Origin of the sequence: Pannus brasiliensis CCIBt3594, assembly GCF_036688125.1 — a bacterium.
Lineage (GTDB): Bacteria > Cyanobacteriota > Cyanobacteriia > Cyanobacteriales > Microcystaceae > Pannus > Pannus brasiliensis.
In genome coordinates, this window is sequence record NZ_JBAFSM010000010.1 from 51160 (window position 1) to 75206 (window position 24047).

A 24047-nucleotide genomic window follows, 5' to 3' on the forward strand; every position below is an offset into this window, starting at 1 on the left:
CGGAGAGCGATCGATCATGTTCGAGCGGATAAATTGGCGGCTAACCGGTAGGGGGTTGCTCGCGATCTCCCTGATCGGGAGTACCCTCCTTCTCGATATAGAGGGCGTTCGAGCCGATCGGACGCGGAACGACACGACCGCCCGCGGCTGGCCCACCCGTCGGGTCGGGGGAGGTTCGCGCACCGGTTGTTTACCCGATTCCCGTTTCTGTTCGACGGTGATGGCGCTGGTTCCCGATGGCTTACTCCGCACGACCAAAGCCTCGCCCACCCTGTTATTCTATCTACCGTCGATCGCCAATCCCCGGAACGCCCGGCTGGAATTCGTGCTTCGCGACGAGAACGATCGATTGGTCTACGAGAAAATCTTTACCTCTAACGGCGAGGCGGGAATTCTAGAGTTCGCGCTCGACCCGTCGGCCACCTTCGCGGGACTGGAGAGCGATCGAACCTATCAGTGGTATCTCTCGATCGTTCGCGATCCGAGCGATCGCGCTCGCGACGAGGTGGTGGAAGGATGGATTCAACGGGTTCCCCTACAAACGACCCTCGCCCGTCAGGTAGAAGCCCTATCCCCTATCGATCGGGTCAAATGGTACGAGAGCGAGAATCTCTGGACGGAAGTATTGAGTGAACTGGCGAAATTAAAACAATCTAACCCCGAAAACGAGCAAATATCGCGACTATGGCGGGAAGCGATCGCCGCTCTCGCCCTTCCTCCCGGATTCGGGGACTCCGTGAAGGATAACCTGGAACTCCCCCGATCGCTCCCGGTAGAAGAGACCCGATAACGCGGGTTTTCCCTCACGAGTAAAAGAGCGATCGCCAGAAAAACTTGGGTAGGGCGAGCATCCGTCGCCAGCGCCAGGGTTCCTGATAGAGACGGTACAGCCACTCCAGATGGTTCTCCCGGAAAAAACGGGGGGCGCGTTGTTTCGTTCCCGACCAAACATCGAAACTCCCCCCCACCCCGATCCAGATCGCGTCCGGGACGAGCGATCGATGCTCTCGTATCCAGTATTCCTGACGCGGCACTCCCAGACCGACGAGAATCAAACGGGGTTGTTTATCTTTCAAGACCTGTAGCCATTCCTCGCTTTCCGCTTCCGAGAGATAGCCGTGATTGGTGAGCGCGTACAGTTCGGGAACTCTTTTCCGCCAGATTTCCGCCGCCAGTTCGGTGATTCCGGGTTTTCCCCCGAAAAAGGCGATCGGGCATTCCTCGCCCCGTTGTCCTAACTCGACGATCAAGGATTCCGCCAATTCTATCCCCGGACACCTTCTCTGTTTCCGTCCCCGCATCTTTAGATAGATGACAATTCCCGCCCCGTCGGGTATGACCAGATCCGCTTCTCGGATGATCCGCGCCACCTCGGGATCTTTCTCTCCCAGCATGGCCATCTCGGCATTGATGGTGACGACGTGGGAACCGCTCCCCGAAAAAGAGCGATCGAGCAACCAACGGGGATAATCATCGAGTAGATGGACGGGTAAACCGAGAACGGAATATTTTTTAGGTGCTTCTATCATATTTCGATGATCGATCGGGACGAATTTTTTCCGAGCGCGTCTTCTAGATGTTTAATTAGCGTTTCTCGGGGGAGGGGACCGCGGAGGTGAGTCCAGGGGAGAACCTGTTCGAGTCGCCACGGTTGATGAACATAGTAATCTAGAGGGGGGATTTTTCTGCGAAGTTCCTTGAAAGCGCGCTTGTAGGAACCGATCGAATCGCCGTAGACGCGGGTGAGTTCCAATAGCGGGGTCAAGCGTCGATCACCCCTCGATAAGAGCGCTTGAATGACCGACCAATTATAACTTTCCGGACGGAACTCGATCCCCTGTTTCCCGAGTTGTTTCTCTAGATACTGTAATCGTTTTTTGGCGATCGAATTCACTCCGAACCATTGAAACGGGGTATGGGATTTGGGGACGAAGGTACTGCATCCGAGAGATAATCGCAGTCCGGGGGCGGATTTTTTCACCTGTCCCATCATCTCGATCGTTTTCTCGATGTCCTCGTCCTCCTCTCCCGGAATCCCCACCATCCCGTAGAATTTAATCCCTTTTAACCCTCCGGCTTTAGCGTTGACCGCCGCTCGAATAATCTCCTCGTTACTCAGTTTTTTATTAATTATCTCCCGTATTCTCGGTGAACCGCTTTCCACGGCGATGGTGATCGATTTCGTGTCGTGACTCGCGAGGATTCCGGCTAACTTTTCCGTGACGGTGTTGGTTCGCACCGAGGCGATCGATAAGCGGATTCGATCGTGTTCCGGCCGCGCGAGATAATCGAGGAGAGCTTCAAATTCGGGGTGTTGGGTGACGGAAGCGCCTAGTAAACCGATTCGATCGGTCACTTTCAGCCCTTTTTCGATCGCCGGGATTAGAGAATCGATACTCGCCGTCCGAAACGGTAGCGTCAGGTAACTCGCCAGACAGAAACGGCACATTTCCGGGCAACTTCTCACCACCTCCACCATGTAGATATTTTCCCAGGCGGCCTTTTCCGTTACCACCGTGGACGCGGAGAGAGTGTTCCCCCGATAGGTTTGTTTCTGCACGAAAGGAGGAATATCACTACTAACCGGGAGGATCGATTCGATTTCGCCCTCTCCGTCGCGGTATGTTACCTCGTACAAGCTCGGAACGTAGATTCCGGGGACGCGCGCGAGATGGTGTAGTTTTGTCTCTCGATCGGCCCCTCTGACTTCCCGATAGGCGTTAATAAAATCATCGAGGAGATTTTCCCCGTCCCCGAGGAGAATCACGTCGAAAAACGCCGCGAACGGTTCCGGATTGGCGGTTAAAACCGGGCCACCCCCGAAAACGAGCGGGTGACAGTCCTCGCGATCGATCGCCCGTCGGGGAATATCGAGAGATTCCAAGAGCGAGAGAATATTGACGTAATCTAATTCCCAAGAGAAGGAAAATCCCAGCAATTCGGGTTCTCTCGGTAAATTTTCTTGTATATCGGTAAAAAGACGGCTGACAGAAAGATCGCCACGGGAGGCGAGAGTCGCCCAGACGATCTGATAGCCTAAACTGGTGATCCCGACAGAATACTCGTTCGGGAAGGCGAAAATCGTCGGGATCGCATCGGCATCGGGAGAAGCGGGCGTGAAAAGCAGTTTTTCGTCACTAAAAACGGTCATGGGAGGGAGGAGTCAGGAGTCAGGAGTCAGGAGTCAGGAGGCAGGAGGCAGGAGGGATTCGGGAAATTAAAACCCGCTATATAACAGAAAAGTAATTTGGAGAAGATAAATCGAGATTTTATCGGATTTTTAGCTTTTTCTGGTTTGATTCTTTTTCACCGCCGAATCTGGCTTCTTCAATCGCGAAAAATATCGGTTTCCCGTATAGGGGTAACGATCGATACGGGAAGCGGTATTTCTATTATCTCTTATCCGTCTCGTCTCCTACACGGGGGCGGAACGACCGAAAACGCGACGCTCCCACCAGATGGTAACACCGTTACGGGGATCGGTTCCGTAGCGCGGGGTAATGCCGTAGAGTTTTCCGACGGGATAGCCCGCTACCTGGCCGATCTCGTCGTATAAACGCTGTAAATCGAAGCCGCGGGGGTCACAATGGGGAGATTTGCCCTGATCGAGTAGGAAACTATCGGCCGCGTAATGGCTGATAATTTCGGGAAATTGTCCCGCTTGGAGAGCGGCGTAGAGATAGAGTTTCGCGGTTTCCCGGTATTGATAATCGGTGTAGCCGGGGAGTCCTTTCAGGTTTCCCGTCGTATCGCAGTGAGAACCTTCTAGTTGAACGATCTCGACATTAACCGAGGAAGCGACGCGTTTATCCCTTTCCTCGAAAACGGGACGTAAGCGATCGCAGGTTTTATTCGCGCTCTGTCGGCAAATCTCTCGCGTGGCCCATAACGCGGCCGTTTTCGCGCCGTCGAAGTAGTGGGTGGGCATGGTTTCGGCGATACTCTCGAATTTTCCCTCGGAACTGGCGTTAAACCACATCCGGCTTCTGCGCTGTAACTCTTTCGGTGATCGATAACTCGTGGGTACGTCTTTTAAAGCGTCGGAGAGAGCGGCTGTTCGGATGTTTTCGGGAGTCTGTCGCCAGACGGCGCGCGCGAGTTGATCCCGCGTTTCGGTGGGGAGTATTTCGGCGGCCTGTTCGTAATGGGTGGCGGTGGGACGGTGAGGCTCGAAAAAGGGACGGGCGATAGAATCGATGATATTCTTAACCGCGGCATTCGGCCCGCGGGGAACGTAGACATTCGGCCCCAATCCCATCGGCCCCTTCGCGTGTAACTGTTGCTCGCGAATGTTGTTGGCGCTCATATTCCACGCGGTATCGTGCAGGATAAAGCGCGGGGTTCGATCGAGGGGTACGGGATAGTTAGGAATCGGTACGTTGAGAACGTTGGCGATCCGTTGACGTTCTAAGTCTTCTAGCGTTTTTCCCGCGAGATTTAGGTCGAAATTTTCTTCAGGAATCGTCGTTTCCCGTTTTTGGATAGTGGCGATATCGGGATTGGATAAGCTCGATAGGTTGAGTTTAAAGACGACAAGGGTAACGAGCAGGGCGATGGCGAAGGGGATCAGTCCCCTGAAAAAACGATAGCGGGAGAAATCTGTCGTGAAAGCTACCGATCTATTCCTTCGATTCCGATTCATCTGAAAAATACGTTGAATAACCTTTTTTTATTTACATTTAATCTACATCACATTTTCGGGATCGGACCGCGACAGAAGGGGTAAATTTTCCTGTAACCAGCGCGCGTTTCCGGTTCGATCGCATTTCACCTCTAAAAGCCGGATTCCCTCGGCCGGTAAGGGATCGAGCCGCGCGCTCAGATCCGTCCACGATTCGATCGAGTGATATTCCACGTTATAGGTGGCGCACAGTCGGGAGAAGTCGATATTCTGGGGAGTGGCGAAAAATTCCTCGAAAGGATGCTCGAATTTGGCGATCGGTAACATCTCGAAAATGCCGCCCCCGTTGTTATTGATGACCACGATCGTTAGGGAGCCTTTAAAGTGATTTTTGAGCAAAAAGCCGTTCGTATCGTGTAATAGGGCTAGATCGCCCGTTAAAAGTACGCCGGGACGATTTTTATACGCCATTCCTATGGCTGTCGAGAGGGTGCCGTCGATCCCGTTCGCGCCGCGGTTGAAGTGGGGGAGGAGGGATCGATCGTTCGCCGTCCAGAACCATTCGGCGTGTCGGACGGGCATACTATTGGCGATAAAGACGGGGGTTCGCGGGGGAAGATGGCGCGAGAGTAAGTAGGCGACTTTGGGTTCGATAAATTCGTCGGTTTTGGCGAAAATCCGCTCGATTCGTGTTCGGGTGGTTGTATCTCGATCGAGCCAGCACTGACAGTATTTCGAGTTTTTTCCCGATCGATCGGGTAAAGATCCGGCGAAATTCTCTACCGTAACGCGAAGATGTCGGGTTTTCCCGTGGAGAGCGTCGAAATTATCGGGATCGCTATCGATAATCCAGCGGGGGAAGTCTTTTTCTTCTAACCACGATCGCAGTTCCTTACTGGTGGGAAGTTCCCCGATTTGGATCGCGACTTCGGGGGTTAATTCCTCCCGGATTTCCCGGTGACGTAGGAGTAAATCGTAGGTGGTGACGAGATGGGGAAGGAGTGACGCGTGATTCCGTACCGGGGAGAGCGCTTCGGCGAGAACGGGGTATTGTAGAGATCGGGAGATTTTGGCGATCGCTTTACAGTAGGTTTCTGGATCGCCTGTCGTGGCTACACCGGCGATAATGATTCCTTTTTCGGGGAAATCGGGGATCTGTGTGGGTTTTACTCGTTCGGATACCGGATCGGGGGAAATATGTCCGAAAAAATCCGATTCATCCAAGATCGATTCTAGAGCGCCGGTTTCGAGATCGGGGGTGGGAGCGAGGGGATCGCGGAAGGGGAGATTGAGATGGACGACTCCGGGGGTGGGATAGCGAGATCTTTCCCACGCGTGGAGGAGAGTTTGCCGGAGATAGCGGAGTCGATCGGGTTTCGGACTCGGACAGCTAATTTCGGCCTGCCAGTTGGGATAATCAACGTAGAGCTTGATCTGATCGATCGTCTGTCCCGCGTGACAGTGGCGGTTTTCCGGGGGGCGATCGGCGGTTAGGATTAATAAGGGGACTCTACTTTCTTTGGCCTCGATCACCGCGGGATAGAAATTCGCGGCCGCGGTTCCGGAGGTACAGACGAGCGCGACAGGTTTACAGAGTTGTTTCGCCAATCCTAACGCGAAAAAAGCGGCCGATCGCTCGTCGAGAACCGGAATCGCCTCTATCTTCGGATTTAGGGCGAAAGCGACGGTTAACGGGGTAGAACGCGAGCCGGGACAGATAACGGCGAGGGTTAGTCCCGATCGGGCGAGGGTTTCGGCGACGATCGAACCCCAGAGGGTGTTAAGATTGCGGAAATCGAGTGTCATTCGGGCGATCGGTACCTTCTAGCCGGTAAACTGAGAACGAACGGGGAAGGGGCGGGAGAGAGCGGGCGATCGGGAATCGGGGGAAAAGTCCGAAAATGTCTTTCCCGTAAAAGATCCTTAAAATCACTCCCGTTCCTATCATAAAGGATAGTGTCCGTAGAGAGAAATTAAAATCAAATTCGTTAGCTTGTGTAAGAATTTTTTCCTGAAAAATTATCGTCATCGATCGCTAGGAAGAGAAAGTTTAGTGAGAAGAAAAATTTTCCGATAAGCGCGGTAGATGAGAGAAGCGATGACGGCGATCGAGAGATTATAGAGGGGTATAGAGCCAAGAAAAACGAGATCGATCGCCAACCTTTTCTAGAATAATGAAAAAAATTTTATCCGGTATCGTGGGTTGGGTTGACGCTAGAAAACCCAACCAACCGAGGTTTCGTCGATCGACCGAAAAATCTTCTCGCGGTTTTCGCGGGGAAAGAAGTGAAACCCAACAGCCAAGGGGTGTCGTAGTGGGTTTCGCCACCTCGACCCAACCTACCCTTTTACTCCCTCACCTCCCCATCTCGCGCTTTCTCGAATCGAGATCTTGACAAGTGAGCGGATCGCGGAGACACTCAGCTTTGGTAGCTTTTGTGAGGTTTTGAATTTTTGGTATGCGTAAGCACGTTCGACAGAAATCTCCCCTTCTTTCCCTACCCGTTTTGAGCGCCCTGGTATTGTTCGTCGGCTGTCTGCTGATCGTGGCGAACTCGGGGTTATGGATAGGGAATCAAGGGAACGAGCTAGAGCTTCCACGAGCTTTTTCTAAAATTTCTCTAGAATGTGCCGATCCCGTCCGAGAAGATCGTTCTTTTAAAGATATATCTACAGTTTTCGATTGTAAACAGTATAAAAATCTCTCGAATCGGGTGATTCCCTCCCTGGGGCTGAAAAAAGAGGATATTAGTCTCGATAGTCTGGAAAATACCGATATTCCCCCGATCGAACTCGCTCCCTGGCCGGAAATCCACCCGCGCGCGACGGTCGCGAGAGTTCCCGTGATGATGTATCACGATATAGTAGCTGAAAAGGAAGTTTTCTTCGATGTCACCCCGGAAGAACTCGAAGCCCATTTTCAACTGATCCGAGAACAGGGCGCGACCCCCATCAGCCTCGACTGGCTGATCTCTCACCTGCGGACGGGAATCCCGCTACCGGATAAACCCGTTTTACTGACGTTCGATGATGGGTACGGGGGCCATTACGAGTATGTTTACCCTTTATTGAAAAAGTACGAGTATCCCGCCGTTTTCTCGATTTATGTTAATAAAATGGCTCAAAAGACGGGCAGAACGAGCGTTACCTGGGATCAACTGAAAGAAATGGCCGCCGATCCCCTCGTCTCGATCGTCTCCCATAGTGTCAGTCACCCGCGGGATTTACGTCTTCTATCCGACGAGGATTTAAAACGGGAAGTCGAGGAGTCGAAACAGATTTTAGAAAGGGAACTCGGTATCCCGATTACCTATTTCACCTATCCGGAGGGGAAAGCGGACGATCGGGTGAAAGAAGCGGTCAAAAAAGCCGGTTATCGGGCGGCTATATCCATGAACGATGCCGATGAACATTTCGCGGGACAATCCCCCGATTTACTCACGATCGGACGTTTCGGCCAATCCCGTACCGCCGAGATCGTTCCACAAGCCTGGGGAGGCGAACCCCTACCCCGTACCGATGGCGGTTTCACCTTCGCCACCGCGATTGTGAAGCGAGAGGTCGAATTTCCCAATAATAAGCTGATTTTAATCAGTGGCGGTATCCCGAAAACGATTCACGCGCCCAAACGCGGACAGGTTCCCGATATTATCGAGGGAACGGGGGCGATCGCGGCGGTAGACGGGGGCTTTTTCTCCCTCAAGGATTTAGACTCGAATACGATGATCGGCCCGGTTTTCAGTCAGAACGGCGAATTTATTCCAGGATATCGGGGAGATACGGTTAGATTAACGAATCGGCCGCTGGTGGTGATCACCGATCGCTGGGTGAAGTTTATTCCCTTCGATCCCGATCTCCACAATACTCTAGAAGGAATTAAAGCCGAAGCGATCGACGGTTCGACCGTTAGCGACGCGTTCGTGGCGGCCGCGTGGTTAGTCCGGGACAATCAACCGCAACCGACGGAATCCTTCGGCGATCTCTACGGTTTTGACGCGTACCGTCACCGCGCTTTCTGGGGCATCAATCAGGCAGGACAACCGGTGATCGGGGTAACGCGCGAACCCGTTGATTCGGTGGGATTGGGGGAACTTCTCGTCGAGGCGGGATTCCGCGACGCGGTGATGCTGGACTCCGGCGCGAGTACGTCCCTAGCCTACGAAGGAGAATCCCAAGTCGCGTACACCCCGCGGCCGGTTCCCCACGTTGTCGCCCTTTTTCCGGCGCCCCCTCCCTATCCCGTCCCCTTCTCTCACGTCGGCCTTCCCTGCGTGATCTTCCAAGATACCTGCGATCCGGCGGGAGTGGGTAGTTAGGAAAAGGTTACGGTCGCTTCTGAAAGCCCGCTTGCAGGAAATGATGGTCTAGGGTTAGCGCGACGGCGATCGCTCGTTGTTCCATGACGATAAAAGACAAACAATCGGTAAAAGAGTAGGATTTATCGTCATATTTCTGGAAATATTGCCAGCCGAGATCGAACAGATCTCGATCGATCTCGATTAGTTCTATATCGGGGCTATTCAGTAATCGATCGCCGATTTCCACCGCTTTTCTCTGTAAACCCCGGCTGTTGAAAAACGTGACCACTTCATCGAAGATGTAGGTCGTGGTGACTAAAAAAGGTCTCGATCGAGATAGCGTTAACCAGTTCGCTAGAACGGATTGATGTCTATCTTCGTTAACGATTTCCAACGCGATAATATAGCTAGTATCGAGAAAATAAATCTCGTTCATTGTCCGTAAAGATAGCGATCGGGATCGCTGGCCGCGCCGGTAACATCGCATTCGACGGGATTTTTTCCTAGATCCCAGATCGAGGGAGTATCGCCGGTCGGAGTAATAATAATTCGATCGCCCTGAAAGGAAAGTTCAACCTCGTGGCTTTTGCCGAGTAATTCTTTCGGAATTAGCAGTCCTCGGTCGGTAACTTGTAACTTCATAACCCGTATCGATCGAATACTAAGAATAGGTTAATTATAGTCGATCGCTAAAAGATACCTAACCGTGAGCGTTCGCGAAAACACCCCTCACACCGCGGGAAAAGCGTGAATTTCCCCCAACAATACCGGCCCCGGCGCGCCCGTGACCGAGGGTAAATTCCCCGAAAACCCGTTAATTCGCCAGTACGCCAAGACCGCGAAGGCGATCGCCTCTTTAAAATCCCCGTTTAATCCTACCTCGTCGGTCGTTAATATCTTGACTTTTTCACCTAGGTATGATAATAGGCGTTGGCGTAAATAGCCGAAAACACCCCTCACACCGCGGGAAAAGCGTGAATTTCCCCCAACAATACCGGCCCCGGCGCGCCCGTGACCGAGGGTAAATTCCCCGAAAACCCGTTAATTCGCCAGTACGCCAAGACCGCGAAGGCGATCGCCTCTTTAAAATCCCCGTTTAAACCTACCTCGTCGGTAGTTAATATCTTGACATTTTTGCCCAAATATGATAAAAGGCGTTGACGTAAATAATCGTTGCGCGCGCCGCCCCCGCAGAGTAACACCTCGTCCGGGAGTCGCGGTAAGAAGGTTCGGTAACTGTGGGCGATCGAGGCGGCGGTCAGATCGGTTAAGGTCGCCAACCAGTCCGCCGCGCTTAAATCGTATCCCCGCGCGTCTTCCCTCGATCGCTCTAGATACGCGGGACTAAATAACTCTCTACCCGTCGATTTCGGCGGCGATAGGTGAAAATAGGGATCTTCCAGCCATCGATCGACCAATTCCCGACAGGGGGTTCCCGTGGCCGCCCATTCCCCGTTTCGATCGAATGTTCTCTCCCCGTCGGTTAACAACTGTACGGCTAAATCGATCAGCACGTTTCCCGGCCCCGTATCCCAACCGAATACCCGCGATTCCCAGTCCTCACCTTGACGGGGAGGGAGATACGCCACGTTACCGATACCGCCGAGATTCTGCACGCAACGGGTTTTCGTCGGGTGAGAGAGAAGATACGCGTCGATTTTCGGCACTAACGGCGCGCCATGCCCGCCGATGGCGATATCCGCCGCGCGAAAGTTACTGACGGTTTCAATTCCCGTAATTCTGGCGATCGATTCCCCGCGTCCCAACTGTACGCTATAGCCCAACTTTTCCCCGTCCGGCGGCCGGTGGAATACCGTCTGTCCGTGGGAACCGATGATTTCCGCGCGCGGTTGTCCCTGTTGGATTGCCATCGCGGCGCGGGCGAACGAGAGGGCGATCGCGTCGTCGAGATCCGCCAATTCTTCCACCGATAACGCCTTTCCCGCACAGATCTCCAGAATTCTCTCCCGTAGTTCCTCGGGATAGGGATAGGTTTCCCCCGCGAGTAATTGCACCCGCGGATGATTCACATCCCCATCGATCTCGACAAAAGCGGCATCGATACCATCTACAGACGTACCACTGATTAGGCCGATCGCTAACATAAGACCTCTTGCGGAATTCAAAAATTGTCGTGTGGTTAGGGAGACAGGAGACAGGAGACAGGAGTTAGAAGTCAGAATAAAGAATTTTATAGATAAAAATCGCAAAAAATCCCTATTTAACTTGTAAAATTTTAGTTTTTGAAGTTTTTAGCCCGATAAGAACGAATTGTGCAAGAGATCTATCTAGATTAGATTTCCTCGTGACGTGGGGAGATGGGGGGATGGGGCTGTAGGGGTGGAGTTTAAGCGCCCGGAGGGGGGAGTGGGAAATCAATTTAGAGAAGATATAGTTTCGGGAAAAAATGGAGGGTTTCGAGAAATTTATTCCTCTACTCCCCACTCCCTACTCCCTACTCCTAACTCCTGTAAATACTGATATACTAGCCACAGGATTCTCAACGCCTACACCGTCCCGCTACCGGCGACTTCGAGGACTTGATTGACGAAGGCCTGATGATCGACGACGGGTTTGGAGATGTAACCGTCCGCCCCGCTTTGTTTAAGGAAATTCTCTCGATCGCCTTCCATCGCGTGCGCGGTCACGAGAATTACCGGTAGAGTGGCGGTTTCCGGGCTAGATTTGAGGATTTGGGTGATCTTGATACCATCGACCGATTTTCCCTGATAGACGCTCCGGGAGAGGGAAACATCCATCAGGATCACGTCCGCCTCGCGGGTACGGGCGACGCGAAGCACTTCCTCCACGTCTTCCGTCCCTTTGACCTCCAGGCCCCCCCGTTTGGTCAAAATTTTAGCGAACACGCGAAAATTAATCGGGTCGTCTTCTACAATCAGAACGGTTGTCATAGGGATCGATAAGCGGTAAGAGGATTATAACGATCGAGGCACCCCATCGTTTACGATTAGATCGACTTAAAACGGGAGACTCATGGCAAAACAACTCGATTTTTTGGCGCGCGGTCAAATTATCCCCACGGCTTTACATCAAGAGATGGAACGCTCCTATCTAGAATATGCCATGAGTGTCATCGTGGGGAGGGCGTTACCGGATGTGCGGGACGGGTTAAAACCGGTTCACCGACGCATTCTCTACGCCATGCACGAACTCGGTTTAACGCCCGATCGACCGTTCCGGAAATGCGCGAGAGTGGTGGGGGACGTGTTGGGGAAATACCATCCCCACGGCGATCAATCCGTGTACGAGGCGTTAGTTCGCATGGTACAGGATTTTTCTAGCCGTTATCCCCTATTATCGGGTCACGGGAACTTCGGTTCGATCGATAACGATCCCCCCGCGGCGATGCGCTACACGGAAACGCGCCTGGCGGAAATCGGCGATCGCTCTCTCCTCGCGGGGATTAGCGATACGATTGTCGATTTTACGGGGAATTTTGACAACTCCCAGCAGGAACCCGTCGTTTTACCCGCCCAACTGCCGATTTTAGTTCTCAACGGTTGTTCGGGAATCGCCGTGGGGATGGCGACGAATATTCCCCCGCATAATTTAGGGGAAGTGGTGGACGGGTTAATCGCGCTGATCGATCGACCCGATCTCGATGACGAGAAATTACTGGAAATTATCCCCGGCCCGGATTTTCCCACCGGGGGCGAAATTCTCGATACCGCGGGGATTCGCGACGCGTACCGTACCGGTCGCGGTTTGATTCCTACGCGGGGGATCGCCCGTATCGAGACGCTACGCATCGAGGCAAAGCGCCGCAAGGAGAGAACGGCGATCATCGTCACGGAACTGCCCTATCAGGTGAATAAAGCGGCGTGGATCGAGAAAACGGCAGAATTAGTCAATCAGGGAAAGATCGAGGGCATCGCCGATATCCGCGACGAAAGCGATCGGGACGGTATCCGCGTGGTGATCGAGTTAAAACGCGAAAGCGATCCGCGGGCGATTTTAAATACTTTATACCAACAAACCGCCCTACAAACGAATTTCGGGGCGATTCTCCTCGCCTTAGTCGATAATATACCCCGTCAGTTATCGTTACGGGAATTATTACAGGAATTTCTCCGGTTTCGCGAGGAAACCTTAACCCGGCAATACACCGACGAGTTAGGACAGGCGAGCGATCGCCTACATTTAGTAGAGGGGTTATTACTGGCGCTGGAAAATATCGATCGGGTCATCGACATTCTACGACACGCGCCGGACGGAACGATCGCGAAATACCGCTTTCAAGAGGAACTCGGCTGTAGCGAAACGCAGGCCGATTCGATCCTCGCCATGCCCCTACGCCGTCTGACGGGGTTAGAACGGGAGAAATTACAGAACGAAGCGGAAGAACTGCGCCAAAAAATCCAAAATTTACAAACTCTCCTCGAAAATCGCCCCGAATTCCTCAAAGCCCTGAAAAAAGAACTCCGGGGATTGAAGAAAAAATTCGGCGACGCGAGACGGACGAAAATTCGCGGACGGGAATCTGTCGGCGATAAGCGGGAAGAAAGCGGTAAAAAAGAGGCGGTAGACGGCAAAAAAGCCGATATTGAACCCCGTAAAGGTAAAGTTTCCCCGTCCCCGGAAAGTCCCGCGGCCGGGAAAGATTCGGGAGAGAAAAAACGGGAAACGACAACCCGTAAAAGTGAGGTTTCTGCGTCCGGGGGAAGTCCCGCGGCTGTAAAAGATTCGGAAGAGAAAAAACCCGAGGGAGAAGTTAAAAAACGGGAAAGAAAGGCGAAACCAGTTGTAGAAGAGACGGAAGCCCCGGTTTTAAGTTTGTTCACCCCGCAGGAACCGCCGGAAAACGCCATTCTCGTCCTAACCGACGACGATCGCATTAGTTGGACGACTCCGGACGATCGATCGCTTGTAAACGAGAATATCCTCTACCGCGAACCGATCCGACAACGGGAAAACTTCATCGTCATCCTCGATACCGGAAAAGCCTACCCCATCCCCGTCCGCGAGGTTCCCCCGAAACTCAGTCAACCGATCTACCTATCCAGCCTCCTCACGAAAACCGCTCAGAAGGAATCAGATCGCGTTTTAAACCAGTTCTTTTTATCCGAGGGTCAAAAAAATCAAGATCTGCTTTTCCTCAGCCAACAGGGTCGAATTAAGCGGCTTCCCCTCGCCGAACTGGAAGGCTTAGGGAACCGGGGATTATCCCTCATCAAACTCAAGGAAGACGATCGACTCGCTTTCGCCGTTTTCACCCGCGAGGGGCAGGATCTGGCGCTCGCCACCAGTAGCGGACGGGTTCTGCGCTATCCCGTCCGCGACGAGATGATCCCGCTTACCGGCCGCGTCACTCAGGGAAATCCCATCATCCGACTCCGCTACGGGGAACAGATCGTCGGTTGCGCGCCGATCGAGCGATCGGGTAATCTCCTCTTACTCTCGCGCGCGGGTTACGGCAAACGAATGGCGATCGATAGCCTCCGACTCTCTCAATTAGGCGATCTCGGTTCTCCCGCTCTACAATTTAGCCAGAAAACCGATTCTCTCGTTACAATGGTCGCCGCGCGTCCGAATAGCTCTATTTCTCTCCGTACCGATCGCGATCGGACACTGATCCTCGCGGTGGAAATGGTGAGACTACAAGGAAAAGATGGAACGGGCGATCGGGTGGTTCCCCTCAAAAACGACGAACGGATCGCGACCGCTAGAGTCCTCTATAATGAATGATTTACAGGGCGCGGATTCGAGATCGATCGCTTATTGACATCTTTCAATCGTGAAGAAAAGAAAAACGAATCATCGGAAACGCGACCCTCTCTGGCAAAGGGGAACCCGTTGGCTGAAATGGTTTCTCCTTGTCATTGGTGGCTGGACGCTCGTTAGTCTCGCGGTCAATCTCGCGATCCGTTTACCCGCGAACGAGAGAGGTCCGGTAGACGCGATCTTCGTTCTCGGTGGCAGTATCCGCCGGGAAATTTACGTCGCCAATCTCGCTGATCGATATCCCGATATTCCCATCCTTATCTCGCAGGGTTCTAAAGATCCCTGTATTCTCCTCCTGTTCCAGCGAGAGAAAGCCCGACAAAGTAACGTTTGGCTGGAAAAATGCGCCAATTCCACTTTCGGTAACTTCTTTTTCGGCGTACCGATCCTACAAGATTGGGGCGCGCGGAAAGTCCGGGTGATCACTTCCCCCACCCATTTACCCCGCGCCGAGTGGTTGGCGAAAATCCATCTCCAATCGCGGGGAATCGCGGTAGAAATGGATATTACCCCGGAAACCGGCGTACCGGGTAATCATGAATCCCGGCGAAAAACCGCGCTAGATGTCGCGCGTAGTCTGATCTGGGCTGTTTTCGGACAGGTGATCCGTCCTCCCTGCTGGAATGTGACCGCACTGGAAGACGTGGATTTAAAGACCTGGCAAGAGGAGGGGTTTGAATGCGAGTATCAAGGAAGGATTAAAATACCGGATTTTCACTAAGCTCTAGGGGGAAGCGATGAAGACTTGGGCGAAAGCGCTCGAAAAACCGGCGATCGAGTTTCCGAAAACCGATCTACCGGTCATATCCGGCTCGATTCCCGACGGTTTGCGGGGAAGTCTCTACCGCAACGGGCCGGGACGATTGGAAAGGGGAGGCCGAAAAGTCGGCCACTGGTTCGATGGCGACGGGACGATTCTCGCGGTACATTTTACCGAAACGGGAGCGAGCGCGGTTTATCGCTACGTGAAGACTTCCGGCTATCAACGCGAAACGGAGGCGGATCGCTATCTCTTCCCGAACTACGGCATGACCGCGCCGGGATTTTTCTGGAACAATTGGGGGAAAGAGGTAAAAAACGCGGCGAATACCTCGGTTCTCGCCCTGGAAGATCGCCTATTAGCCCTCTGGGAAGGCGGTTTCCCCCATCGGTTAGATTTACAGACCCTAGAAACTTTCGGACTCGACGATTTAGAGGGATTACGCGCCGATGAACCGTTCTCGGCCCACCCGAAAATCGACCCGCTAACGGGAGAGATTTTTAATTTCGGGGTTACACCGAGCGCGGCTACGAGGTTGAATCTCTATCGATCGAACGCGAACGGAACAATTCTACAAAAAAACACGTTCCCGCTCGACGGTCTCTCGTTACTACACGATTTCGTCCTCGCGGGGCAATATCTCGTCTTTTTCGTTCCCCCGGTACGGGTGGATCTTCTGCCGATGTTGTTCGGTTTCCGGAGTTATAGCGACGCGATGAAATGGAAACCGAATCTAGGGACGCGGATTCTGATTTTCGATCGATCTACCCTATCCCTAGTCCGGGAAACCATTACCGACCCCTGGTTTCAATGGCATTTCGGCAACGGCCGCGTTACCGGGTCCGGTACGATCGAGATCGCTTTCGTCCGGTACGAGGATTTTCAAACCAATCAGTACCTGAAAGAAGTGGCTACCGGAGAGACGCGAACCCCCGCGAGAGGAACCTTATGGCGGATCGAGATCGACCCTCGATCGGGCGAGGTCGTTAGTACGGAAAAACTACACGATCTCGGTTGTGATTTTCCCGTGGTGTCCCCCGCTCTCGTCGGTCGATCCTGGCGATATACCGCCTTAGCCGTCCACCGTCCCGACGCAATCGATACCACCTCGGAAATTCTCGGTTTACCCGCGGTTTACGATCATCAAACGGGCGATCTCTCGATCGTGGAGTTAGAACCCGACGAGTACGCGTCCGAACCGATTTTCGTGTCCGACGGTTCCGATCCCGAACGCGGCTGGCTGATCGCGGTGGTTTACAACGGGAACCGTCATAGTAGCGAGGTGAGAATCTATAACAGTCCGCGGCCGGGGGAAGCTCTCTGCCGTTTACAATTACCGAGTGTCATTCCCCCCGGATTCCACGGCACTTGGAAAGGGGAAAAAGCATAACTCCTTGTTAGAGGAGGCGGGAGGGTAAAGGTGAAAAGCGTAAGAAAGCTCTTTTCCCTTTCCCCCTTCCCCATTTCCCCAAAAACTCCCCCATCTCCCTCACCCTCTCACACGCAATACTGATTCCGTCCCTGTTGTTTCGCCCGATAGAGGGCCCGATCGGCCGCGTCGATGAGAGAGGCGGGGGTGACATCCGCGGTCGGGATCACGGTGGCGACCCCGATACTCAAGGTAATGCACGGGGCGATCGGCGAGGCGGCATGGGGATAGCGAAGCTGGCGTAGAGCTTGCTGGAGGTTGCGGGCGACCCGGATCGCGCCGTAACTATCGGTATTGGGGAGAACCACGGCGAATTCCTCTCCGCCGTACCGGGCGACGAGATCGGTGGCGCGTCGGGTGGTTTGTTTCAGGATACGCGCGACCTCCTGTAAACAGCGATCGCCGGCGGGATGACCGTAGGTATCGTTATATTGTTTGAAATAATCGATGTCACAGAGCAGGAGAGAGATGGGGGCGCGCTCGCGACCGAGGTGGGGCCATTTATAGTCGAGATAACCGTCAAAACAGCGCCGATTGGCGATATCGGTCAGTTCGTCCACGAGAACTAGGTCTTGTAGATCCTCGTTGATCTGTTGTAGGTGGTGGTAGAGTTCCGATTGTTGGATAGCGATCGCTAACTGGGCGGCCAGTCGATCGAGCGAGTCCGCCTCCAAATCCTGCCAGTGCCGCGGCCCGCGACAATGATGGGCGATCAACAGCCCCCAAACCCGTTCCTGTTGGAAAATGGGAACCACCAGCACCGCGCGCACCTGTAGTTGTTCCAGTAATTCCAAATGGTACGCCGCTAGATCCGCCTCGCGAATATCGGGAATCGTCTCGACTTTTCCTTCCCGGTAGTTCCCGTCGTCGGTTCGGACGAAATCCGCGGACGGGATCTGTCGATCGAGAATCGTCATCTGACCCGGCGCGACCGATTCCGCCACCACCAGACCGCCCCCGCTCGCTTGAAAACGGTAAATAATCACCCGATCGGTTCGCAGGAAATCCCGCACTTCCGAGACGGTGGTATCGAGAACGGTTTGCAGGTCGAGGGATTGACGTAGGTGTTGAATGATGGTATTGAGTCGCCGTTCCCGTTCGGTCTGTTGCTGGCGCAGACTCTCGGCCCGTTTCCTCCGGGAAATATCGACGACCACCTTGAGAACGTATTGTAAGTTCCCCCGATCGTCATAGATCGGCGAGGCCGTCACGTTCACCCATTGCACTCTCCCGTCCGCGCGCGAATAGCGTTTCTCGCTGGATACCGTCCCGATCTCTCCCCGCCACAGTCGCTCGTTAGCCATCTGGCTCGCGGGCCGATCGTCCGGGTGGGTCAGGTCGAGATAGGTCATGTTCTGAAGTTTCGCCTCGCTATAACCGACTAGCTCCTGAAATCGCTGATTAATCTTAATAAATCGCCCCGAAACGTCTAGAACCCCGATTCCCGCCGTAGACTGCTCGAATAACCCCCGGAACATGGCCTCGCTACTCTGTAATTCCAGTTCCAAACGTTTTCGGGCGGTAATATCGGTAAAGGAGGTGACGGCCGCGTGGGGCCGATCGAAGTCGGCGGTTAACAACGGCTGGGAGTTAATCGAGATCCAGGTTAGATGACCGTCCGGTTTATACACTCCCATAATGACGTTCGAGAGCGGTTGGCCGGTTCGCAGGGTGACGATCGCCGGATGCTCCTCCGGGGGGAAGGGGGAACCGTCCTCGCGGATCGATCGCCAATGGGGATCGAGGGAACCGCGTCCCATCATCTGCTCGCGCGTGAGTCCGAGAATTCTTTCCGCGCTGGGATTACAGGCGATAATTTTCCCGTCCGCGTCCTGAAAGACGATTCCCTCGGCCATCGCCGCGATCAGCGATCGATAGCGTTCCTCGCTCTCTAATAGGGCTTCCTCGACCCGCTTGCGTTCGGTAATATCGAGAATATACCCGTGCCAGAGAATACTGCCGTCGTCGAGGGGTTCCGGTTTCGAGTTCACTTCCAACCACCGTAACCCCCGTCGCGGCAGGATCACCCGGTACTCGTCCCGATAAAGTTCTAGGGTTTTGGCGGATTGTTGGATACTGGCGATCACGCGGGGTAAATCGTCCGGGTGTAACCGTTGTAGGACGATATCCGCGTCTTTCTTCAGTTGGTCGGGGGTATACTCGTAAATCGCGTCGATTCCCTCGCTCGCGTAGGGGATCGTCTTGTGACCGTCCGGATGGATACGGAATTGACAGATCGCGCCGGGAACTTGCTCGGTGAGTTTCCGCAAAACCCTTTCGTACTCCTGTAGTTCCCGGTTCACGCGTTCGCGTTCGGTAATATCTTCAAAAATATACAGCCGACCGAAGTAGCGATCGTCCGCTTCCCGGATCTGGCAGGAGAAGCGACGGATGATCCGACCGTCGGTAAAGGGGATCTTATCCTCGACGATCACCCGATTCTCTTCACTCTGCAAGGGTTTACAGGATTCGACAAAGGCGGGAAGATCGGCGAGTCGGGGAATACAATCGGGGATAACGTCGTTATTTTTTAATTCTCCCAGTTTCATGCGGGCTTCCAGATGTTCTAATCCCCAGATCTCGCAAAAACGATGATTGAAGTACAGGATCTCGTCGGTACGGTTATCGACGACAAAAAACGCCAGCGGGGAGGTATCCGTCATCGATCGCAGGAGCGCTTCTTTCCAGCGTAATTCCTCGCTCTCCCGATAACAGGAGCGTTCTAAAAAATCCTGACGCTCCCGCATCTCCCGCTCGCGCTCGCGGGTTTCGCGTTCGAGGCGCTCTTGCCAGAGGGATCGATCGAGGACGATACCGGCCTGAACGGCGATATGATTCGCGAGTTGCTTCTCTTCCTCCGTCCACTGTCGGGGGGAGCGGCACTGGTGCGCGATCAGCAGACCCCACAGCAACGGTTCCCGAGAATTATCGACCAGAACGGGAACGACGAGATTGGCTTTTACCTGAAGGGGTTCGAGTAATTCCCGATAACAGGGGTGAATCGGATTGGTTTCCAGGTCTTCGATCGCCCCGATCCGTCCATCACGGTAATATTCTTCGCATTTCTCCTGAAAACAGGGATCGTGAATCGATCGGCCCGATAGGGAACTCCATTCGCTATCGACGGACTCGGCCGCGATCACCCCGTCTCCTTCGGGTAGGAATCGATAGACGATCGCGCGATCGCACGACAGGATTTCCCGCGTCGCGCTCGCGGTTCGATCGAGAATTTCCACTACATCCGTAGCTCGATGTAGTTGGATCGCGAGTTCCGTCACCCGTTCCAACCCGGTTTTCGCGGTCGATCCGGAATCCCTCGGCGATAGTTTTTCCATAGATTTACCGAAAGATTCCGACCGTAACTCGCGCTGGCGAGAATTCTTCAAATCTCTTCATATATTTGTAGGATATCCCCCTCCCGTCACCCGATCGCTTACTATTTAGAATACCCTTAATGCCCTCTCGGAATTGCCACGCGAACCGCGAAATTCCCCGTCGAAGAAAAAAATCGCTCTCTCGATCGAGATACACGATCGCCATTCCCCAACCTATCCCCCGAAAAGACGAGTAAACGTTCATGAACGCTATCGTACCGATCTCCACATTATTTATCGGAATTAATGGCTTTATCGCCTTCTTTCTCTCCTATCTCGTCGTGATGGAGCGATCGAGTACCCGAGTCTGGCACGGCGAATCGAGCGCGGACGTGGCGAAACAGCCGGATTATCGGGAAAATCCCAATCCCGTGGCCGCTGTTGTCGAGAGTTTCCTAGAAAAGTCCGTCCCGAAAAAATCGATCGATGACGGTATCCTCCAGCGAAAGGTTCGAGCGTTCGGCAATTTTATCGAATTCGTACCGATCGCCCTACTTATCATCCTCGTTCTAGAATTCGCCAACGCTCCCGCGGCTTTACTCTGGTTATTAGGGAGTGCCTTAACGAGCGGTCGCGTCGCGCACGCGTGGGGACTGATTACAACTTACGGCCCCTCTCCGGGACGCGCCATAGGTTTTTTCCTAACTTGGTTCGTGTATCTACTGGGTTCCGGCGCTTGCGTTTACTATGGACTTACGGGAGTTTTAGGGTAACGAGTCGATTATGTCCGCTCTGGAGAATTCGATCGCCGAGTACGCGAAAACCGCCCTAGAGCGGCGGAAAACTTGGTATTCTTCCGTAGCGGGGGATTATCACCAGGTAAGACCCCGTTACCCGCGGGAAATTATCCGTCAGGTCATCGAGATAACGGGATTGTCCGATCGATCGAACGTTTTAGAGATCGGCTGTGGGCCGGGTACCGCGACGCTAGACTTCGCGAAATCGGGTTGTTCGATGACTTGTTTGGAACCCAACCCGGATTTTTATCGATTCGCGAGCGAGAATTGTCAACCCTATCCGCGGGTGAAAATTCTCAATACTTCTCTAGAGGAATGGCCGATCGAAGTCGGAGCTTTTTCCGCGGTGATCGCGGCGAGTTCCTTTCACTGGATACCGAAAGAGATCGCCTATCCGAAATCCGCGGACGCGTTAGAAGAAAACGGTTTTTTAATCCTTTTATGGAATACACAATTACAACCGAAATACGAGATCTATCAACGTTTAGCGGCGGTTTATCAACAGTACGCGCCCTCGCTCGATCGCTACGAGGATAACGCCACGCGAGCGGGGATCTTTCGGGAATTCGGGGAAGCGATCGAGAACTCCGGACGATTTCAAAAAGCGATTTACGGGCAAATAGAATCGACCGTTACCTACTCGATCGAGGATTATATCACCCTTTTAAAAACGTACTCGCCGTATATGAAATTAGAGGAGCGATCGAGAGAGGATTTATTTGACGGGATAAGGGATTGTCTCGATCGAGAGTTCGAAAAAAATCTAGAACTCTCCTTTATTTCCGCTTTTCAAATCGCCCGAAAAAGTGAGAACGATTAGCGGGAAGATAATCGGTTACTCATGGCAAACTACCGCTTCGATTTTGCCTCCCGCCTCCCGCCTCCTGAACCGTTAACGATTCGATCGAACGGGATTCAACCAGTGTAAGATCTCCTCTTTCAAGCGGGAATTATCGCGCGATAAACCCTGCTTAATCCACTGGCCGAGCGCGTCGAGAGGGGTAAAAATCTCGCCGGTTTGCCACTCGATATCTTGACTCAGAGGGGTGAGATGATTTCCCGGTAGGGTACGCAGGGCGATCAGGTCGTTAAAGCGTTTTTTCAATAAAGGATTTAATACCAGCGTCTGATCGATCGAGTCATCTTGAAAACGGATTAAAAGATTCCGACGGATCGCGTAATCCTGATAGATAATCTCGTTGGTTTCTTCCGGGGAAGGGGTGAATTCTAGATTAAACGTCGTATCGATCTGTAGGGGTTCGAGAAAAGGAATCGCGCGACGGACGGGATAATTATTAAAAGAAATCAGAATATTTCCCGCTCGATCGACCTCGTACAAACTGCCGATCAACAGGTGTAACTTACAGCCCATACTGTGGCCGATACCGTACACCGGGAGATATCCCCCCGGCAGGAGATGACGCGCGCGCAGACGTTCCAGTAAATTCTCGAATCGGTTCAGAACGCTTCTGGCGATCGAGCGGTGGTCGAGAGTATTGACAAAAGGGGTGGCGACGATCGCGTAACCGGCCGAGCCGAGATTTTCCAATAACCAGCGATAGGTGACATTCGGGGCCGTGGCCACGAAAGCCCCCCCTAAAAAGTGGATAATACCGATCGGTTGCCGGGGAATCCAGACCCAATTTCCCGAAATCTCTTGCCAGTTCATGCCCGGTGAATCTCTTACAATTAATACATATTCAATTATCTCGCGGTTTTTTCGGACCCGGTTATGACCTTACTCGATTCTGGCCAAATTAGCGCGGTAGCTTTCGCGGTGGGAACCCTGGTTTTCACCGGAGTCCTTGCCTGGGCGGTCTGGTTCGCGCTTAGAATGAAGTAGCCGATCGGGAAAAAACAACTATGGAGCTTGGCGAAAACCTAAAAATGGCTTTTTCGGCCTTGATGGCCAATAAACTTCGCAGTAGCCTGACGATGTTGGGAATCGCTATCGGTAACGCTTCGGTGATCGCGATGGTCGGGGTCGGTGAGGGGGCGCGAGATCTGGCGGCCCGGCAATTCGAGTCCCTCGGCCCCAACGTTTTATTCGTCTCCACCACGCCTCGGAATCTCCGTCGGACGATTCCCAATTCCCGGCCGTTAACCTACGACGACGCGCGGGCGATCGCCACTCAAGTTCCCTCGATCGAGGCGGTTTCTTCGGAAATTCACCGACAATACGTTTTATCCTCTCCAGAAAAAACAAGTTTTAACACGATAATCGGAGTTAGCCCGCAATATCTAGCCGTTCGGAACTATAAATTATCCAGAGGTCGATTCATCCTGGAATCCGACCTTCGGCGGGATAATCGGGTGATCGTGCTGGGAGCGGAACTCGCACGGGATCTCTTCGGCCGTCGCGATCCCGTCGGGGAGATCGTGCGCGTTCGCAACCTAAGTTTTCAGGTAATCGGCGTTTTAAAGGCGAAAGGGTCGTTATTCGAGGCGAATCAGGACGATCGGGCTATAATCCCCCTGACCACGATGGCCAATCAGGTGATCGGACGAAAATCGATTTACGGTATCGCGCTCACCCAGATCGCGGTTCTGGCTAGAGATCGTCAGAGTATGAACGCGGCCCGGTTTCAGGTGGATAATCTGCTGAGAATGCGCCATCAGGTGAAAGAGGGGGGATACGTGCGAGTTATCCCGCAAACCGCCATTTTAGAGATGACAGAAGAAACGAATAACGGATTAACGAGAATGTTGGCCTCGATCGCCAGTATTTCCCTATTGGTCGGGGGGATCGGGGTGATGAATATCATGCTCGTCTCGGTGACGGAGAGAACCCGAGAGATCGGGTTACGAAAAGCCCTAGGCGCGAGAGAGAGCGATATTCAAGGGCAGTTTCTCATCGAATCGGTGATTTTAGCTACCAGTGGCGGGATTATAGGGATAGTGATCGGAATTCAAGGGATGTGGCTGGCGGGAATTTTCGCGACGCTGACGACCGGTATTTCGATCCCGGCGATCGTCGTGGCGATCGGGGTTTCCAGCACCATCGGTCTGATTTTCGGGGTGATTCCGGCCCGACGCGCCGCGAAGTTAGATCCGATCGTCGCCTTGCGAGAAATGTAGGGACGGTG

General features: G+C 53.3%; 18 protein-coding genes and 1 pseudogene. 8 read left to right on the forward strand and 11 right to left on the reverse strand.

The window, feature by feature from the left end; genetic code table 11:
- Window positions 1–16 precede the first annotated feature (16 nt).
- A complete protein-coding gene (locus V0288_RS06685) occupies window positions 17–790 on the forward strand; it encodes a DUF928 domain-containing protein (protein WP_332864275.1) in 774 nt (257 codons plus the stop codon).
- A 13-nt stretch (window positions 791–803) separates the two neighbouring features.
- Here V0288_RS06685 and V0288_RS06690 read toward each other — a convergent pair whose 3' ends face one another.
- The 4 genes from V0288_RS06690 to menD all read right to left on the reverse strand — a co-directional run bounded on the left by V0288_RS06690 (window position 804) and on the right by menD (window position 6427).
- On the reverse strand, window positions 804–1529 hold the full coding sequence (locus V0288_RS06690; RefSeq protein WP_332864276.1) for a WecB/TagA/CpsF family glycosyltransferase: 726 nt from the start codon (window positions 1527–1529) through the stop codon (window positions 804–806).
- Window positions 1526–3151: a B12-binding domain-containing radical SAM protein gene (locus V0288_RS06695; RefSeq protein ID WP_332864277.1), complete on the reverse strand. Its 1626-nt coding sequence runs from the start codon at window positions 3149–3151 to the stop codon at window positions 1526–1528. The genes V0288_RS06690 and V0288_RS06695 overlap by 4 nt, the downstream gene beginning before the upstream one ends.
- 264 nt (window positions 3152–3415) lie before the next feature.
- The gene (locus tag V0288_RS06700) at window positions 3416–4642 is read right to left on the reverse strand and encodes a hypothetical protein (RefSeq protein WP_332864278.1); all 1227 of its coding nucleotides are present in this window, start codon (window positions 4640–4642) and stop codon (window positions 3416–3418) included.
- A gap of 42 nt (window positions 4643–4684) precedes the next feature.
- Window positions 4685–6427, reverse strand: a complete 1743-nt coding sequence (gene menD / locus V0288_RS06705) for a 2-succinyl-5-enolpyruvyl-6-hydroxy-3-cyclohexene-1-carboxylic-acid synthase (protein ID WP_332864279.1) — start codon at window positions 6425–6427, stop codon at window positions 4685–4687.
- A gap of 653 nt (window positions 6428–7080) precedes the next feature.
- On the opposite strand from menD, the gene V0288_RS06710 reads away from it, so the two are divergent.
- Complete coding sequence (locus tag V0288_RS06710) at window positions 7081–8937, forward strand: polysaccharide deacetylase family protein (protein ID WP_332864280.1); 1857 nt, start codon at window positions 7081–7083, stop codon at window positions 8935–8937.
- 7 nt (window positions 8938–8944) lie between these two features.
- Here the strand turns inward: V0288_RS06710 and V0288_RS06715 are convergent, their stop codons facing one another.
- The 5 genes and pseudogenes from V0288_RS06715 to V0288_RS06735 form a co-directional block, all read right to left on the reverse strand.
- The gene (locus V0288_RS06715) at window positions 8945–9355 is read right to left on the reverse strand and encodes a type II toxin-antitoxin system VapC family toxin (RefSeq protein WP_332864281.1); all 411 of its coding nucleotides are present in this window, start codon (window positions 9353–9355) and stop codon (window positions 8945–8947) included.
- Window positions 9352–9561 (reverse strand): hypothetical protein, encoded by a 210-nt coding sequence (locus V0288_RS06720; protein WP_332864282.1) that lies wholly within the window; start codon window positions 9559–9561, stop codon window positions 9352–9354. The genes V0288_RS06715 and V0288_RS06720 overlap by 4 nt, the downstream gene beginning before the upstream one ends.
- An 87-nt stretch (window positions 9562–9648) precedes the next feature.
- A pseudogene (locus V0288_RS06725) lies at window positions 9649–9861 on the reverse strand (anhydro-N-acetylmuramic acid kinase); the annotation flags it as partial.
- A gap of 14 nt (window positions 9862–9875) precedes the next feature.
- Entirely contained in the window at window positions 9876–11024 is a 1149-nt protein-coding gene (locus tag V0288_RS06730) for an anhydro-N-acetylmuramic acid kinase (protein ID WP_332864283.1), read from the reverse strand.
- A gap of 402 nt (window positions 11025–11426) precedes the next feature.
- Window positions 11427–11831, reverse strand: coding sequence for a response regulator (locus V0288_RS06735; protein ID WP_332864285.1), 405 nt, complete (start codon window positions 11829–11831; stop codon window positions 11427–11429).
- A gap of 82 nt (window positions 11832–11913) precedes the next feature.
- On the opposite strand from V0288_RS06735, the gene V0288_RS06740 reads away from it, so the two are divergent.
- From V0288_RS06740 to V0288_RS06750, 3 genes are read left to right on the forward strand one after another with little or no spacing between them, the layout of a single operon-like run.
- The gene (locus V0288_RS06740; RefSeq protein WP_332864286.1) at window positions 11914–14625 is read left to right on the forward strand and encodes a DNA gyrase/topoisomerase IV subunit A; all 2712 of its coding nucleotides are present in this window, start codon (window positions 11914–11916) and stop codon (window positions 14623–14625) included.
- Between the two features lie 49 nt (window positions 14626–14674).
- A complete protein-coding gene (locus V0288_RS06745) occupies window positions 14675–15382 on the forward strand; it encodes a YdcF family protein (RefSeq protein WP_332864287.1) in 708 nt (235 codons plus the stop codon).
- A gap of 16 nt (window positions 15383–15398) precedes the next feature.
- Window positions 15399–16811 (forward strand): carotenoid oxygenase family protein, encoded by a 1413-nt coding sequence (locus V0288_RS06750; RefSeq protein WP_332864288.1) that lies wholly within the window; start codon window positions 15399–15401, stop codon window positions 16809–16811.
- 107 nt (window positions 16812–16918) lie between these two features.
- On the opposite strand, the gene V0288_RS06755 is transcribed toward V0288_RS06750, so the two are convergent.
- A complete protein-coding gene (locus tag V0288_RS06755) occupies window positions 16919–20185 on the reverse strand; it encodes a PAS domain S-box protein (RefSeq protein WP_332864289.1) in 3267 nt (1088 codons plus the stop codon).
- 242 nt (window positions 20186–20427) lie between these two features.
- On the opposite strand from V0288_RS06755, the gene V0288_RS06760 reads away from it, so the two are divergent.
- Both V0288_RS06760 and V0288_RS06765 read left to right on the forward strand, forming a co-directional pair.
- A complete protein-coding gene (locus V0288_RS06760; RefSeq protein ID WP_332864290.1) occupies window positions 20428–20937 on the forward strand; it encodes an MAPEG family protein in 510 nt (169 codons plus the stop codon).
- A 10-nt stretch (window positions 20938–20947) separates the two neighbouring features.
- Window positions 20948–21781, forward strand: coding sequence for a class I SAM-dependent methyltransferase (locus V0288_RS06765; protein WP_332864291.1), 834 nt, complete (start codon window positions 20948–20950; stop codon window positions 21779–21781).
- A 72-nt stretch (window positions 21782–21853) separates the two neighbouring features.
- On the opposite strand, the gene V0288_RS06770 is transcribed toward V0288_RS06765, so the two are convergent.
- A complete protein-coding gene (locus V0288_RS06770; RefSeq protein WP_332864292.1) occupies window positions 21854–22630 on the reverse strand; it encodes a DUF1350 family protein in 777 nt (258 codons plus the stop codon).
- Window positions 22631–22824: 194 nt separating this feature from the next.
- Between V0288_RS06770 and V0288_RS06775 the strand changes: the two genes are divergently transcribed.
- Window positions 22825–24039: an ABC transporter permease gene (locus V0288_RS06775; RefSeq protein WP_422661922.1), complete on the forward strand. Its 1215-nt coding sequence runs from the start codon at window positions 22825–22827 to the stop codon at window positions 24037–24039.
- Window positions 24040–24047 lie beyond the last annotated feature (8 nt).